The organism is Pelagimonas varians, assembly GCF_003208435.1.
Lineage (GTDB): Bacteria > Pseudomonadota > Alphaproteobacteria > Rhodobacterales > Rhodobacteraceae > Pelagimonas > Pelagimonas varians.
Map to the genome: position 1 here is coordinate 340,896 of NZ_QKMF01000004.1, position 16,394 is coordinate 357,289.

15 protein-coding genes are annotated in these 16,394 nt (G+C 53.1%); 8 read left to right on the plus strand and 7 right to left on the minus strand.

Annotation, left to right across the window (positions count from 1 at the left end; translation table 11 throughout):
* Positions 1-7: 7 nt before the first annotated feature.
* Positions 8-934 carry a 3,5-dioxohexanoate:acetyl-CoA acetone transferase gene (gene kce / locus C8N36_RS07740; RefSeq protein ID WP_097803847.1) on the minus strand — a complete coding sequence of 309 codons (927 nt, stop codon included), beginning with the start codon at positions 932-934 and terminating at the stop codon, positions 8-10.
* A 3-nt stretch (positions 935-937) separates the two neighbouring features.
* Positions 938-2,275 carry an aminotransferase family protein gene (locus tag C8N36_RS07745; RefSeq protein ID WP_097803846.1) on the minus strand — a complete coding sequence of 446 codons (1,338 nt, stop codon included), beginning with the start codon at positions 2,273-2,275 and terminating at the stop codon, positions 938-940.
* Between the two features lie 162 nt (positions 2,276-2,437).
* Here C8N36_RS07745 and C8N36_RS07750 point away from each other — a divergent pair, with 162 nt between their 5' ends.
* Entirely contained in the window at positions 2,438-3,406 is a 969-nt protein-coding gene (locus C8N36_RS07750) for a LysR family transcriptional regulator (protein WP_097803845.1), read from the plus strand.
* A gap of 5 nt (positions 3,407-3,411) precedes the next feature.
* Here C8N36_RS07750 and C8N36_RS07755 read toward each other — a convergent pair whose 3' ends face one another.
* From C8N36_RS07755 to C8N36_RS07770, 4 genes are all read right to left on the minus strand, one after another.
* On the minus strand, positions 3,412-4,182 hold the full coding sequence (locus tag C8N36_RS07755; protein WP_097804125.1) for an amino acid ABC transporter ATP-binding protein: 771 nt from the start codon (positions 4,180-4,182) through the stop codon (positions 3,412-3,414).
* Positions 4,183-4,199: 17 nt separating this feature from the next.
* A complete protein-coding gene (locus tag C8N36_RS07760; protein WP_097803844.1) occupies positions 4,200-4,856 on the minus strand; it encodes an amino acid ABC transporter permease in 657 nt (218 codons plus the stop codon).
* Between the two features lie 18 nt (positions 4,857-4,874).
* Entirely contained in the window at positions 4,875-5,522 is a 648-nt protein-coding gene (locus C8N36_RS07765) for an amino acid ABC transporter permease (RefSeq protein WP_097803843.1), read from the minus strand.
* Between the two features lie 115 nt (positions 5,523-5,637).
* Complete coding sequence (locus tag C8N36_RS07770) at positions 5,638-6,420, minus strand: transporter substrate-binding domain-containing protein (protein ID WP_097803842.1); 783 nt, start codon at positions 6,418-6,420, stop codon at positions 5,638-5,640.
* Positions 6,421-6,812: 392 nt separating this feature from the next.
* On the opposite strand from C8N36_RS07770, the gene C8N36_RS07775 reads away from it, so the two are divergent.
* The 4 genes from C8N36_RS07775 to C8N36_RS07790 all read left to right on the plus strand — a co-directional run bounded on the left by C8N36_RS07775 (position 6,813) and on the right by C8N36_RS07790 (position 12,342).
* Complete coding sequence (locus C8N36_RS07775; protein ID WP_097803841.1) at positions 6,813-8,387, plus strand: inorganic phosphate transporter; 1,575 nt, start codon at positions 6,813-6,815, stop codon at positions 8,385-8,387.
* A 14-nt stretch (positions 8,388-8,401) separates the two neighbouring features.
* On the plus strand, positions 8,402-10,228 hold the full coding sequence (locus tag C8N36_RS07780; RefSeq protein ID WP_097803840.1) for a Na/Pi cotransporter family protein: 1,827 nt from the start codon (positions 8,402-8,404) through the stop codon (positions 10,226-10,228).
* A 71-nt stretch (positions 10,229-10,299) separates the two neighbouring features.
* A complete protein-coding gene (locus tag C8N36_RS07785; protein ID WP_097803839.1) occupies positions 10,300-10,551 on the plus strand; it encodes a hypothetical protein in 252 nt (83 codons plus the stop codon).
* A 195-nt stretch (positions 10,552-10,746) separates the two neighbouring features.
* Complete coding sequence (locus C8N36_RS07790; protein WP_097803838.1) at positions 10,747-12,342, plus strand: arylsulfatase; 1,596 nt, start codon at positions 10,747-10,749, stop codon at positions 12,340-12,342.
* 72 nt (positions 12,343-12,414) lie between these two features.
* On the opposite strand, the gene C8N36_RS07795 is transcribed toward C8N36_RS07790, so the two are convergent.
* Positions 12,415-13,221: a M90 family metallopeptidase gene (locus C8N36_RS07795; RefSeq protein WP_097803837.1), complete on the minus strand. Its 807-nt coding sequence runs from the start codon at positions 13,219-13,221 to the stop codon at positions 12,415-12,417.
* Between the two features lie 690 nt (positions 13,222-13,911).
* Here C8N36_RS07795 and C8N36_RS07800 point away from each other — a divergent pair.
* The 3 genes from C8N36_RS07800 to C8N36_RS07810 form a co-directional block, all read left to right on the plus strand.
* Positions 13,912-14,712 carry an outer membrane protein gene (locus C8N36_RS07800; protein WP_110767852.1) on the plus strand — a complete coding sequence of 267 codons (801 nt, stop codon included), beginning with the start codon at positions 13,912-13,914 and terminating at the stop codon, positions 14,710-14,712.
* A 109-nt stretch (positions 14,713-14,821) separates the two neighbouring features.
* Positions 14,822-15,826: a phosphotransferase family protein gene (locus C8N36_RS07805; protein ID WP_097803835.1), complete on the plus strand. Its 1,005-nt coding sequence runs from the start codon at positions 14,822-14,824 to the stop codon at positions 15,824-15,826.
* An 83-nt stretch (positions 15,827-15,909) separates the two neighbouring features.
* Positions 15,910-16,394: cadherin-like domain-containing protein (locus tag C8N36_RS07810; RefSeq protein ID WP_245910758.1), on the plus strand; the 485-nt coding region annotated here is incomplete at its 3' end.

The following is a 16,394-nucleotide window of genomic DNA, read 5'->3' on the forward strand; positions in this document are numbered from 1 at the left end:
CTTGTATTCAAATCGCGGTTCGGTCTGCGCCTTTCAGGCCCAACATCTCTCGGGCATCGCTTGGGGTTGCGACTTCGCGGCCCAAATCCTCAACGATGCGGCGGATTTTGCGAACCTGTTCGGCATTGCTTTTGGCAAAGGTTCGGCGCGCAATCATCAAGCTGTCTTCGAGCCCGACCCGCACATGCCCGCCCATTGCTGCTGCCATGGTGATCAGCGGCATTTGGTGTCGTCCTGCCGCCAGAACCGAAAACATATAGCCGTCGCCAAACAGTTTGTCGGCGATCCCCTTCATGTGCATCAGGTTTTCCGGATCAGCGCCCATACCGCCCAGCACCCCAAAGACAAACTGGATAAACAGCGGTTTTTCGACCAAGCCGCGATCGACAAAATGCTTAAGCATATACAGATGCCCGATGTCGTAGCATTCAAATTCAAACCGGGCCCCGCGTTCTTGACCCATTTCTGTCAGGACACGTGAAATATCGCGCGGTGTGTTCTTGAAGACGAGGTCTTCTGACCCCTCAAGGAACGGCTTTTCCCAATCAAATTTCCAATCGGTGATCCGCTCTGCTGCTGGATACAGGGCAAAATTCATACTACCCATGTTCAAACTGCACATTTCCGGCTCGGCGCGTTTGGGGGCGGCCAACCGTTCATCCAGTGTCATCACAGCGCTGCCGCCGGTAGTGATGTTCAGCACTGCCTCGGTGCCTTGTTTAAGACGCGGCAAAAAGGCCATGAAGTCTTCGGGCAATGCCGAAGGATGGCCGTTTGCGGGATTGCGGGCGTGCAGATGCAATATCGCAGCCCCCGCTTCGGCAGCCTCAATGGATTGCGCGGCAATCTCGTCCGGGGTGACGGGCAGATAAGGTGACATCGACGGCGTATGGATCGATCCGGTGATCGCGCAAGAAATCAAGATTTTGCTCATCGGTTAGCCTGCTTTCAAATCTGCATGAATATCTTGGCTAAACTGCGCCATGCTGGCATCAAGACCATGCATTATTTCATCAATATGCTGCGTGTTGGCAATCAAAGGTGGGCAAACCAGAATATGGTCGCCTTCGGTGCCGCCACGGGTGCGTCTGGAATAGACAATCAAACCGCGCGCATAGGCAAGATCAACAAAACGTTGATGTGCATTCAGATGTGGGGGCAACGGGGCCTTGGTGTCGCGATCTGCCATGAATTCGAAGGCGGTCAAAAGCCCTTTTCCGCGAACATCACCGATCAGCTCGTACTTTTGCATCAGGCTCTTCAAACGGGCCAAAAGCGTATCGCCCATCGCGGCGGCATTGGCGCAAAGCCCTTGCATCTCGATCTCATGGAGTACGGCAAGACCGGTGGCGCAGGCCAAGGGATTGCCAGCGTAAGTGAAACCATGTGCAAACCCGCCTGTCTCCAGTATCGGGGCAACCAATGCGTCGCCTGCAATCACCGCCCCAAGCGGTATATATCCCGCGCCAAGCCCCTTGGACATCACCACGATATCGGGCCGCGCATCCCAGTGGTCTGACCCCAAAAAAGCGCCAGTGCGGCCAACGCCCGTCATCACCTCGTCCATGATGAGCAAAATGCCGTAGTGGTCGCAAATCTCGCGGATGCGTTCCATATATCCGTTCGGCGGTACCAAGGCCCCTGTCGACGCGCCGCCGACGGGTTCAACCAAAAACGCCAAAACGCTGTTAGGGCCTTCGGCTTGGATTTGTGCCTCGAGCATGTTGGCATAATGCGCACCGGTGGCCGGATCGTCAGGGTTCAACCCGTCAAGATAGGCGCGCGGGGCAGGGACCTTGGGCATGTCTTGCATCATTGGCATGAAGGGCGCGGTCAGCGGATCATATCCAGTGACGGCCAATGCCCCCAATGAACAGCCGTGATAGCTCGGCCTGCGCGAAATCACCTTCCAGCGGCTGTTTTGTCCAGTGGATACAGCATGTTGCCGCGCCAGTTTGATGGCGGTCTCAACGGCCTCTGACCCGCCCGAAACAAAGAAGACCCGGTTCAACCCGTCCGGCATTAGCCCGACCAGTTTGCTAGCCAATTGCTCCGAGGCCTCGGTTTCAAAATGCAGCCGGTAGCCAAAGGTCGATTTCTCCATCTGGCGGCGCATCGCGGTTAGTACATTTTTATTGGAATGGCCAATGTTGCACACCATCGCCCCCGAAGACCCGTCCAGATACCGCCTGCCGTCCTGATCCCACATATACACGCCTCTGGCTTGATCCAGAACGGGTTTGCGGCCTTGGGTTTGATAGAAAAGGTTGCTCACTTTGGTCTTTCCGGGGCTTGTGTGCGGGCCACTTCAAACGGCCATTGGTCGGGGTGACAGTGCGGCCCGTAGCCTGCCCCAATAGCTGTCTTGCTGAAACCATGCGAGAGACTGTATTATAGATCAAATAGATAATCAGAATTCTAGTTATTGAGAAAAGCTATGACTGCAAGCGACCCACATTATGACCCAGATCGCATTGTGCGTGAATTGGATTGGAACCTGTTAAGGACCTTTGTGACACTGGCCGAAAGCCATTCGATTACCGATGCCGCCAACCAGCTGAGATTGAAGCAACCCACTGTTTCTACCGCTTTAAAACGATTGGAAGATCGGGTCGGGCGTAAATTGATCAACCGGTCTCCCGGGCATTATGCCCTGACCGAAGCCGGACGTTTGTTGTATCGCGAAGCTGTGGAAATCAGCGGGTCGGTCCTGCGCCTGTCCACATTGATGCGCGAAATGACGGATGATGTGCGCGGCCATGTGCGTCTTGCGGTGGCCAGCCATGTGGTCAGCCCGCTGCTGGATCAGGCCTTGGCAGAGTTTCACGTGGCCCACCCGCAGGCCACGCTTTCAATTGACGTGCTTTCAAGCGCCAAGGCCATTGCCGAAGTTGCAGCCAAACGGGCGTCTTTTGCGATTTGCCTTGTGGGGGATCACAACCCAGCCTTGGAATACCGGAGGGTGTTTCGGGAATATTTCGGCCTGTTTTGCGGCCCGCCACACCCGCTGTTCAAACGTGAGAACCTGAATATCTCCGACCTCGAAGGGCATGGATCTGTCAGTTTCGAAACCGATAGGTTGCAAGATGTGTTGAAACCGGTGACCGTGATGCGCGCGCAGGCGGCGCTGGGGCAAAAGATCACGGGTGTGTCCAGTCATCTCGAAGAGGTCCGCCGGATGATCGTTGCCGGATTGGGCATTGGGCCTTTGCCGGTGCATGTCGCCGCCCGCGATGTGCGTGATGGACAGTTGTGGCAAGTGCCGCCGTTCGAAGACCTGCCTTCCATTGATGTTTATCTGGTCTGGAGCGAACGCGCCGCTAAAAACCGGGCCGAGCAGAACTTGCTCGACAGGATTTTGCAGGCGATCGAAGACACCCCGATCGAAGAGCGCAGCTATCGATAGCGGGTCTACCCTGCAGCCGCCAAATGGTTGCGCAAGAAATGTTGCGTCCGCTCGCTTTTGGGATTGCGAAAAATCACCTCGGGCGGGCCTTCTTCGACCACAACCCCTTGATCCATAAACAAGACGCGATCACAGACGCTCTCGGCAAAGCTCATTTCATGGGTCACGATAATCATGGTCATATGCTCTTCAGCGAGCTTTTTCATCACCAGATTTACCTCTTCGACCAACTCGGGGTCCAGCGCTGACGTGGCTTCGTCAAACAGCATCACCTTGGGTTTCATCGCCAGCGCACGGGCAATCGCGACGCGTTGTTTTTGACCGCCGGACAGCTGCGATGGATAGTAATCGATCCGCTCAATCATTCCGACTTTGGTCAGTTGTTCTTCGGCCAGCGCGTTGGCGTCGTCATCTGACAACCCTTTGAGCATCTTGGGGGCCAAAGTCACATTTTCGCGGACTTTGAGATGCGGAAATAAATTGAAGTGCTGAAAGACCATGCCGATTTCTTGCCGGACTTCGTTGATGTGCTTTTCATATTGGCGATGGGGCAGGGTTTTGTTGATCTGTTTGTCTTCAAGCCAGACCTCGCCGCCGGTCAGAGGATCAAGGTCGTTGATGGCGCGCAGCAGCGTGCTTTTACCTGACCCAGACGGGCCAATAATTGCTACGATCTGACCGCGATCCACCTGAAGGCTGATGTCTTTTAGAACCTCCAGCGTGCCAAAACTCTTTTGGGCATGACGGATGTCGATAAAAGGTTTTTGGTCGCTCATGTTGCGGTCCTTCCGGCTCATCTTGAGGCCTGAATGCGGCGTTCAACGCGGCGCAAAACAGCCTCCATACCGAGGTTGATGATGTAATAGATTGCAGCGACCAGCACGTAGAATTCAAACGGGCGATAGGTGCTGCCGATGGCGCGCTGTGCAGAAAGCGTCAGTTCGGAAACGCCAATCACCGACACCAATGCGGAATCTTTGAGCAGCGCGATCATGTTGTTGCCAATTGGCGGAATTACATCACGCACCGCCTGCGGAATGACAACCGTGCGAAGGGCCTGCATCCGGCTTAGGCCAAGCGTGCGGGCCGCTTCGGTCTGGCCTTTGTCGACAGCTAGAATGCTGGTTTGAAACAGCTCCGAATTATAGACGGCAAAGTGTAGTCCAAGTCCGACGACACCGGCAACAAAGGCGGGCACGTCGATGCCGATCTGGACCAAGCCGAAGTAGATCAAAAACAGTTGCAACAGCAGTGGCGTTCCCAAAAACAGAAAGGAAAACACCCGAAAAGGCCAGCGCACAAAAGCAGGTGCATAGAGCGCGACAATTGCCAGAAATATGCCGCCGAAAAAGCTGACCACCGCGGCACCCAAGGTGATTGCAATGGTCCAAAGCGCGCCGATCAGCACGATATCTAGGTATTTTGGAATGACGCTAAAATCGAGTCCCATGAGTGTGCGTGTCCCCGATCAGTGCAGCTGAGCTTTGCGGTCAGCCCAGGCGACGCCCAAACCAACGATGTAGATGATAATCATGTAAAGAACGCCTGCGATCAGGAACATTTCAAACGGCTTGTAGGTTGATCCGATATAGCGCTGCGCTGTGTAGGTCAGTTCCACCACCGAAATAGCGGCCACAAGGGCGGTGCTTTTGACAAGTGTGTTCAGATTGACGCCCAAGGGCCGGATCATCAACCGCATCGCTTGCGGCAAGATCACACTGCGCATGGCTTGCCAGCGGCTCATGCCCAAGGTGCGGGCAGCTTCGGCCTGACCTTTGTCGACGGAAATAATCGCCCCGCGCATGGTTTCGGTCATATAGGCCCCGACATTTACCCCGAGCCCGATGACACCGGCTTCGAACGCATCAAGCTGAATACCGATCTGCGGGCCGCCAAAGTATAGAATGAACAACTGGATCAGCGCAGGGGTTCCGCGAAAAATGCTGACATAGGTCGCCCCCAGCATCCGCAATGCCCAGAACCGGGACAGGCGGGCAAAGGTGCCCAGAATCGCGCAAACCAACCCCAAGATCGCAGTCAGGAGCGACAATAGAATTGTTACCCATGCCGCCTCTAGGAAGAAGGGAAAGACGCGTTGCATCAGGTCGTAGTCCACGGCGGGTTTTGCTCCTGCAAAGGGATGAAGCGGTGTTTTTGCGCGTCAAAATCTGTGTCTTGAAACCCAGTTTGGCCTCATCCCGATAATAAGACGAGGCCAAAGTTAGATCAGATTAGCGGATGTCGCCACCAACCCATTTGTTGGCAATCTCAAGATAGGTGCCATCTTCCATCATGGCGTCCAGAGCGGCTTGCATTTCAGCAGCCAGTTCAGGGCTACCTTGTCGGATCGCGATCCCGGCACCGAATTCTTCCGTCTCGAAATCTTCAATCATCACATAATCCTGGCCGGTTTCCTTCATAGCCAAGATCGCCGCGATTGAATCGTTCACAATCACATCAACGCGGCCGTTTTCCAGCTCTAGCAGCAGTTCGGGCAGGCCTTTGTAAGTCCGGACATTATAGCCTTGCTCGCGCGCCCATTCCTCGTGGGTTTCGCCAAGCGTCAAGCCAACCTTGGCATCCGGAAGATCGGCCGCCGACGTAATGCCGCCCGGTTTGGCAAAAATTGCGCGTTTGGTTGAATAATATGGGCCAACGAAATCGACCACTTTTGCCCGCTCTTCGGTGATAGACATAGAGCCGACGATGGCGTCGTATTTATTGGCCAAAAGACCGCCAATAATCCCGTCCCAAGCGGTTGTGACGATTTCAACTTCGATGCCCATTCGCTTGCCGATTTCAATGCCGATGGCTGGGTCGAACCCAACCACTTCGTTAGAATCATTTACAAAGTTAAAGGGCGGGTAGGCGCCGCTCATTGCGATGCGCATCACGCCGGCCTCCTTGATTTTGCCCAATTCTTCGGCAGCTGCAAACGAGGCGGCGCCAAAGCCTGCGGTCACTGCAAGGCCTGCAGCCATTGCTGTTTTGAGTAGCGTTCTACGCGTTGTCATGGTGTTTTCCCCTGTCGGATTTCGTTTTTATGAGTCGAACCAGCAGCCAGTAGGCTTTGGCGTGAAGCCATTACCAAGACGCTGTCACATGGCCCATCATCGCGCAAATAGATATCGAGAATTTGAATTATAGATTTCATCTATGCTGGTTGGCGTTTGACACCCAAGTCGAAACTGAGCGGTGCTAGCGCACTTGGGCAGCTGGCCCAATGCCCGCGTTCACAGCGGTCGCATGCACCGGCAGTGGAAAAATATCTATGAAGCCCCGTTTCATGATCCATCTCATGGCAGCAATTGGCCAAGTCTGATCTTTTGAACTCAAGCAAAGGATTCATTCCCGATTGAAGCGCGGGACTGGGGGTTTTGTGCGTTGTAATCGCTGGGGGGCAAGCATGAAAATCAAAGACTATCTGAAAATCGAAAGTGCAACAGATCTAAGCCGTACAGAAGTCGGACGGCTCGGGACCGCAATTTTGTTTGTGGTGGGAGTGATGATTTACGCTGGATCCAAGTTTGCTCATGTCGACCAATCCTACCTGTTGGTCGCGGCGGCGGTGATCGGGGCGTATATGGCTCTCAATATCGGTGCAAACGACGTTGCCAACAACGTTGGACCGGCGGTGGGTTCCTATGCTTTGACGCTATCCGGGGCCATTGTTATCGCGGCAGTATTCGAGGCCGCTGGCGCGATCATTGCCGGGGGCGATGTGGTCAGCACTGTGAAAAAGGGCATCATTGACCCTGCTGATGTGGATGATCCGCAAGTCTTTGTCTGGGTTATGATGGCGGCGTTGACGGGGGCCGCGATTTGGTTGAACGCAGCCACTTGGCTGGGGGCACCGGTGTCCACCACGCACTCGATTGTCGGCGGCGTCATGGGTGCTGGCATTGCGGCGGCTGGCTGGGAAGTCGTGAACTGGGACGCCATGGGCAAAATCGCCGCCAGCTGGGTGATTTCGCCTGTTACGGGCGGCATTATTGCGGCCTTGTTTTTGTATTTTCTAAAACGGACAGTCTTTTTCAAGGCCGAGCCAGTCGATGCGGCGCGCAAAGTGGTTCCGTTTATGATCGGTGTTATGACCTGGGCCTTTACAACGTATATTGCCCTTAAAGGCATTAAACAGCTGATCCAAATCGATTTTACCACGGCGGTATTGATTGGGTTGGTGGCAGGTCTTTCTGCTATTGTCATCGTGCGGCCGATGATCAACCGCGCGGCCCCGAATTTGGAAAACAGCCGCGATGGTGTGAACCGTTTGTTTACAATTCCACTGATCATCTCAGCCGCTTTGCTCAGCTTTGCGCATGGGGCGAATGACGTGGCCAATGCTGTCGGACCTTTGGCAGGTATTGTAGATGTTTTGACTGAATCCGAAGCTGGCAGTTCAAAGGTGGCCATCCCGCTCTGGGTGATGATTATCGGGGCTTTGGGCATTTCGGTTGGTCTTGCACTTTTCGGACCGAAACTGATCCGCACCGTTGGATCGGAAATCACCGAGCTGGACAGATCGCGTGCTTTTTGCATCGCGCTGGCGGCCGCAATCACGGTGATTATTGCAAGCCATCTCAAGCTGCCGGTCAGTTCGACCCATGTTGCCCTTGGCGCGGTGTTTGGGGTCGGGTTCTTGCGTGAATTTTTGGAACTGCGATTGGGCAAAGTGATCGAAGGTGTTCTATCGCAACATCAAGGCGAGCCGGATTTCGCCGAAGCAGAACGTGTTTTGATGAATTTTCAGGACGCGCCACCGGAAGACAAACAGCGGATCTTGAAACAGTTGCAAAAGATGGGCCCTGAGGCCGTCATTGATGCAGCCCAACGTAAGGAATTGCAAAAAGCCTTGAAACGCCAACTGGTTAAACGCTCATCTTTGTTCAAAATTGTCTCGGCTTGGATCATCACAGTGCCTGTCGCGGCGGTTTTGGCGGCCTTGTTCTACTTTGTTTTGCGCGGCATGATGTTGCCATAGGGGCACCTAGAGCTATGAAAAAATTCATACTTCCAGTTATTTTGCTGGTGCTTATCTTTGGCTTTTGGGTCAGCACCAGCTTTCAGGAAATCGCCGCAGGCGTGGCGATTTTCTTGTTTGGCATGTTGATGCTTGAGGACGGATTCAAACTGTTCAGCGGCGGATATTTGGAACGTATTCTGGAAAAGGCTACGGCTTCTGTTCCCAAGTCCCTTGGCTTTGGCATCGCCGCAACGACAATCATGCAGTCCAGTTCCTTGGTGTCGGTGATTACCATCTCGTTCCTGAGCGCAGGATTGATTTCACTGCTTGCGGGGGTTGGCATTATTTTTGGTGCCAATATCGGGACAACCACCGGAGCATGGCTGGTGGCGGGCTTCGGACTCAAGGTCAAGATTTCCGCCTATGCGCTGCCGATGCTGGCAATCAGCATTGTGCTGGTGTTTCAAAAGTCGAAATACTTGAAAGGCACGGGGTTTGTGCTGGCTGGTCTGGGGTTCTTGTTCCTTGGCATTCACTACATGAAAGAGGGGTTTGAGGCGGTCAAAGATCAGGTTGATCTGACGCGTTTCGCCATGACAGGTTTATTGGGCTTGGTGGTTTACACCTTCCTTGGGGCGACGGCCACGGTGGTGATGCAGTCCAGCCATGCCACCATGGTTTTGATCATCACGGCGCTGGCGTCTGGCCAGATCAGTTATGAAAACGCGCTGGCCTTGGCGATTGGTGCAAATATCGGCACAACAATTACCGCCATTCTCGGCGCTTTGACGGCGAACTTTCAGGGCAAACGACTGGCGCTTGCGCATTTGATCTTTAATCTGGTCACTGCGGGTGTCGCTTTGGTCTTTATCAACCAAATTCGGGCATCGGTCGATGCTGTCAGTGGCTTTGTTGGCATTGCGGACACGGATTACGCGCTCAAACTGGCCGTGTTTCATACGATTTTCAATGTGCTCGGGGTTGCGTTGATGCTGCCATTCTTGCGGCAGCTGATATCGTTTTTGGAACGGACAATTGCGCAACCCAAAGAAGATTTGAGCCAGCCGAAATACCTGTCGGGGGCGGTGGACGAATTTCCACAAACCAGCCAGATCGCCATGCGCCGCGAGGTGCAACATCTTTATGACAATTCGGTCGAACTGATCGCGCATGGACTTAACCTGCATCGGCATGATTTGTTTGAGACTGATGATATTGCCATAACGGTCGAGAACAGCCAAACCCCCTATGAATTTGATCTCGACACCCGTTATGAGCACCGGATCAAAACCCTTTATTCGGCGATTGTTGAATTTGCGACCCGTGTTGGCACCAAAGATATGCCCGCAGATGTAATGGATGATGTTTATGCCATGCGGGACGTTGCCGGGCATCTCGTGCGGGCGGTCAAATCGGTCAAACACTTGCGCCGCAACGCCGCCCTTTACACGGAATATCCTCAAGGGGTGATCACCGACCTATACAATGGATTGCGCACCGAAATTGCCCGCATTCTGGTCGAGATCCGTAAACTGGAACTGGCCGATCCAGAAAACCGGTCGGGTCTGTGGCTGGATCAAGAACGCATTCAGGTCGAAAGCGACGCCCAAGACACCAATCAGACCCTTGAGACGCTGATACGTGATCGTCAGATAAGCGCTTCTATGGCAACGTCCTTTTTGAATGACAGCCACTACGCTTATTCGGCAATGCGTGATTTGCTGGAAGCTGCACGCGCCTATTACATCGAGACAGAGGACGCCATGGCCGAGGTCGAGCGTATCTTGTCACTCGAAGACGATGAATTGACTGAAATGACATCAAAACAAACCACAGCCTCCGAACCCAAACCCGATTAGACGGGAGAAGCGCATTGTTACATATGTGTTGCAAACGGGCGTTAGACTGACATGAACCAAGAGAGGGCCATATGGGACTTGAGCGCGCCACCGAGAAACTGGACAAATATTACAGCCGTTTAGAAAGTGGCAAGGCAGCCAAGATAAAACCGTCACATGTTATGAAGGTCATTGCAAAGCTGCAGGCCAAGCAAGCGCTTTTGCAAGAAGAGCTTGCTGCGGCAGACAAGCCTTCGAAACAGGACCGTTTGGAAAACAAGCTGGTCACTGTGGGAACGCAGTTGGAACGGGCGCATTGGTTACTGGATCAGATCGGATCTTGAAGCATCGATTGAAGGGGCCATAAATTCGCGGGCATCGAAGAATATTGTCTTCTCAACTCTGCCCGAAAGATATTATCCTTTTCGCATTCGACTTGAGGGTGCGTTGCGCAAAGGTTGGCCATTCGGCCCTTTGTAACATCACCTTTCAAACAAGCGGATTGTGAGTACCATTCGTAGTTTTAAAGGAATTTCTGGATGTTGAGATCTTTGATAACCCTCGTCGCGCTGACGTTTGCATTTGGCGCAACAGCAGACGAAATACCGGTGCCGGAACCGGCGTCGAAGCTTTCTAGAGCCACAGCAGACAGTGGCAACCGACAACCTTTTATCCATTGGCCTGAGCAAGAGGCCGCAGCAAGCAGCAAACTGGCAGCGCTAGAAGCGCAAACCGGAAAAAAGCCCAATATTGTGATCTTTTTGGTCGATGACATGGGCTATGGCGATCCCGGTGCTTTTGGTGGCGGAGAGATGATTGGCGCGGCAACACCGGAAATGGACGCTTTGGCAGCCGAAGGGATCAAGCTGTCCTCAACCTATTCACAATACACCTGCACGCCGACCCGCGCGGCGATGTATACGGGCCGTTTACCAGCCAGAACCGGTTTGATCCGGCCCATTTTGGCGGGCGACACGCTCAAGGTTAACCCGTGGGAAGGCGAGCTGACCGTTGCGGGATTGCTCAGTGAAGCGGGTTACCATTCGATGCTGGTTGGAAAATGGCACATTGGCGAAGGTGAAGGCATGCGGCCGCACGACGTCGGATTTGATGAATTCTACGGCTTTTACAAAGCGCAAAAAGAATACACCCAAGCCTATGATCAACGCCGTTTTCCTGACCTCGTTCTGGATGAAGACAAACTGGCACGGTATCAATCGATTGGCTCGAACAACGATCTGATCTACGGCCTTGCCGATGGGACAACACAGACCGTCGAAACCATCGTCAGCATTGAACAAATGGCCGAAGGTGACCGCAAGCTGCGCGATTACACCGTCAAACGGATTGCCGAGCTGGCCGAGGGCGACAAGCCGTTTTATATCAGTCATTCCTTTATGAAGGTACATGCCGATAACTTCCCATCGAAAGAGTTTACCGGTGCAAGTGCGTCCAAATTTCCGTATCGCGACAACATGGTCGAGGTCGACACCTATATCGGCGACATTGTCCAAGCCTTGGAAGATGCTGGCGAACTCGACAATACCTTCATTTTTGTAACCTCGGACAATGGTCCGCAAATGGATAGCTGGCCTGACAGCGGCTATACGCCGTTTCGAGGTGCCAAAGGCACAACATGGGAAGGCGGCGTTCGGGTTCCGGGGATAGCCTATTGGAAAGGGATGATTGAACCAGGCCGTGTATCAGACGGTTTGTTTGATTTGATGGACCTGTTTGACACGTCGCTTGCCTTGGGCGGGGTGGATACCAGCAGCTTGCCGACCGACAGATATTGGGACGGGATTGACCAGACATCCTTTTTGTTGGCTGCCGATGGTCAAAGCAAACGTGAGCACGTCTATAACTGGCTCGGGTCCAAACTGGCTGCGATGAGGATGCGCGAATACAAGGCCCATCTTCTTGTCTCTCTCGCACAAGAGAAATTTCTATATATCGACATGGCTGCAGTTGTTCCAACCGGCCTCGCGCCTTGGCTGTTCAATCTGTACGTAGATCCCAAGGAAGAATACCCCGTTGGGCACCGTATGAATGCATGGACAGCATCGCTTGGCGCGGAACTCAAGGCACATGGTGCTACTTTTGTGCAATTTCCGCCCAAAGATCTGGGACTGTGATCCGATAGTTTGTCAGTGTTGCTTCCAGCCTTAGGGCTGGTGGCAGCCCAATAGCCGAAGCGATACTTCCCGCTACCAAGTCGACGGATCAAGCTGAAAGAGCAAGGACAATTGCTCATAAACCTCCGGTTCAGATTGTTTCAAAGACGCAGGCTTTTCGAAAAACACCTCAACGCTCACCGCAAAAAATTCTTCATGGCCTTCAGCACCATAGGGGTCGATGACCGTCCTGCGCCCCTTATGAACGTTTTGGACATGGGTTTCGTATGCGGTGACAAAGACGCGTTCCCAGTCTGCGAAATTCTGGTTTTTGCCAAGATTTGGCGCACCGTCAGTGCGGCCCGACAAATCGTCAATCTGATGGGCGAATTCGTGAAAGACAACATTGTGACCGTCTTGGTCGTTGATCGCGCCTTGTTTGGCGTGTGTCCATGACAAAATGACAGGCCCACGTGACCAGCTTTCCCCCGTGCGCACGATCTCGCGTTCCGTCACGACATAGCCATTATGCTGGGTCTGGCGTGATTTAAAGGCACCGGGATATATCAAAACAGTGCTTAGATGGTCATACCAAGTATCGCTATTCGCAACCAAAAGACAGGCCTGCGCTGCAATCGACAACCGCATTTCTTCGGTCACATCCAGCCCGTTACAACCGGTGAACTCAATCTGGTTGAGGAAGACGTTGATTTTACCCTCAAAACTGCTGCGCAAATCCATCGGTAGTTTTTTGGTCAGGGGAACCTGCCGGGTGATGACAGCACGCTGCTCCTCTGACAGTTCTTGAGCCAGTAGGTCGCTATGAAGCTTCCGTTTTGACCATATGCGTGCGGCCAGTGCTGCCGCCGCCAAAAGCATAAGGGAAAGAAAGACTGTCATCTGGGCAGACCTCGCCAACAAAAGGGGTACAGTACATACCTAACCTCTGACCGGTGCAAAACAACTGGTGACTTGTGCAGTTTGCTGTCTGGCGCATGCGGCAAAGGCCTTATTGCACTGCATATTGGACCCCGTGCAGAAAACCGGAGTGCTATATGCCTGATTTTGACCACAGACAGACTCTCTGGGCCTATGATTGCGTAGCACTGGGCGACAGGCTGCCAATAGGGATCAAATACGGCCAGGATTTTGCGCCCGATGGTGACTGTTCGCACAATCAAACGCCCTAGCAATCCAGCGACAAAGCGCTTTTGGACGGAGGCAAAACCTAAAATATGAACATTCAGCCAAATGCGTCTATTGCGAATGTGGGCGAAGTTAAGTTGTATGACCACCAGACCCGTTTATTGACCCAAACCGACCCGGAATCTCCGTCTGCGCCGAGCATTGATGTAGCCACGATTAAAAGTGATGGATGTCTGGGACATCACCGTTGGCCCTGATCATTCCGGTCCACAGTTGAAATATCTTGTGGCGGATTTATACTCCGGCGCAGCCATCGTTCGAACAAGCGTGGCAATTCGGTGACGTTGTATTGCAAAGTATTGCATAAAACGCCGACATTGCAGCGTGCAACATTCGCCGTTCACCGCGTCCCAAAAGATGCCAAGACTTAAGAGGCCCATCATCGTGACAAAAGCAGTTAACACATCACGCGCCAAAGACTCCGCTCCAACCATACTGAGTTTGATCGGGATCTCTTTTGCTACTTCGTTTGCAGCAACAGATGTGCAGGCGCAATCGTTGTCGGATAATGGGTGGAGCTACACAATTGCGCCCTATGCCTTTGGAGCTGGATTGTCCGGCAGCGTTGCCGCCAACGAAAGATTACCCACTGCTGAGGTTGATCTCAGCTTTGCCGAAATTTTGGAAAACCTCGATATGGCAGGTATGATCTTGCTCAACGCGCAAAACGGGCGTTGGGGGATCACAGGGGATCTTCAGTATATCCGCTTAAAATCGGAATCCAAAAAGCTGCGGCCGCTCTATGACACCGCAACGGTGGCAGTGACCAACAAAATTTTTAGCGTCTATGGCGAATACAAGCTGACCCAGTCATCGCAGGCTGAACTGTGGGGTGTTTTTGGTGCCCGGTACTGGAACGTTGAAAACGACATTGGTTTCAGTTCAGGCCGTCTTCCCAAGGCGTCGGCCAATGTGGAAAACAGCTGGACAGATCCGGTTTTGGGGCTGCGTGGACGCTACAATTTTGACGATCGAACATATCTGACTGGCTGGGCGTATGCGGGCGGTTTTGGTGTCGGATCAGACAGTATGGCTGATGTCTTCGCAGCAGTCGGCTATCAGTTTACTTCAACCACCGCAGGCGTGCTTGGATACCGGTTTGTGTCGGTCGACCGCCGCGATGGCGATTTTATATATGACGTGGAGATGGACGGCCTCATGGCCGGTTTGAGTTTCTCCTTCTAAGTCAACTGCAAGAAGGCGGAATGCCAAAACGAACTCATTTTACCGGCTGGCCCGGACCAAAGTGGTCAAGGTTCGAAAACACCGTTGATAGAGGCAGGAGCATCTGGGCTTGGGTTCGCAAATTTTTGATGATGAGCAGATTGCCAGCTTTTGCTTGGACAAATTGGGCGCAAAACCTGATTGTATTGAACGGCCCGGCGGCGCAAGTCGCAAAACGGTTTTGGTCGAAGTTAACGGCCAGAGAATGGCAGTTTCAAAACGGAATAGCATCGGGCGTGCAAAGCTGGAAGCTGACATTTTGTCGAAATTTGGCAATACGGAGGCCGTGCCTCGGTTGGTTTTGCAAAGCGATAGATTTGTTGTGCAACATTTTGTTGCTGGCCAGCGTTTGCCGGAAGTATTGGAAACGTCACCGGAAACTGCGCGCAATAAACAACTTGTTGCTGCTGGAAAATCGCTGCTGTTCCTGCAGAAAACCGGGCAGGAAAATGGCCTGATCGGGCAGGTTCCAATGATCGGAGCCAGACCCAATTGGCACGAAGACTTTGCATCCGCCCCGACACGATTGGCCGGCCAACTCGGGCTTGAACCCGCAATGTTCAATAGGGCCGATATCATCGACAAAATACGGCCCAAGGCACCGTCATTTGTGAAATGGGACAGCCGTCCGGGGAATTGCCTTTGGACAAATGATGGCGGTGTCGTTTGGTTCGATTGGGAGCATTGCGGCATAGGATCGACCGAAGACGATCTGGTTTGGCTTTTGGCAGATGAGTGGGCCCCGATCAGTTTGTCCGCAGAGCAAAGCTTGCTTAAAAATGCCCTCGAAAATGGAACTTTTTCACTGGACGAACTGACCTTCCGGTTCCGGGCCAAGGCTATTTTACACACGTCGATTAGGCTTGGTTTGATTTTCAACCACAAGGGCGAAGGATCATGGTGGAATGCCAGACATGCAATGCAACTTGACCATATCGGAGTCACTTTGCCTCATGTCCGGCGGTTATGCCGTCGCGCCAGGTTATGGGCGTTGGCAAGTCCGGAATTTGGTGACCTCTCTCATTTCTTCGACAATGTTCACGAATATGCCGAACTGTTACCCAATCCCTCATAATTGATTTTTTCGTTTCATTGGAGAAAACTGGCGGTCACTCCTTGAGTGTTGTGACCGCTGTCTTTACAAAAACAAATGGTTACATGATGTATCTCATTTGCTGCACGAGTAATGCCAATGATTATCTGGATGGCGGTACCGGCAAAGCTGATCTGAGTGGCGGTGATGACGAAACAGTCTATACGATTGCCGAAGACGATGTGCTTTTGTATGTGAGCAGTGGCAACATAGGCAATTGGAACGACATCGGAACCGGGCCCAACGCCAACATTGGATCTTTGGTGGAACTGGAAGAAGCCCCTGCCTTGCCGGGCGTTGTCGATATCGACGTATTGTCCAATGACACGGATGTTGACAATGGTGCGGTCCTGACTGTTGCATCCGTTGATGCGGTCAGCGCAAGCGGCGCAACGCTATCCCTGAATGGCGACGGGACGGTGAAATACGTGGCCACGGCGCAAGCAACCATTTCCGTCACGGTGACGGGCACGAATGATGCGCCGAGTTTGGCGGCAGGTGTTGCGGCAGCGGTTGAAGACGGTCCGACGGTGGATGTTGATCTGACTGC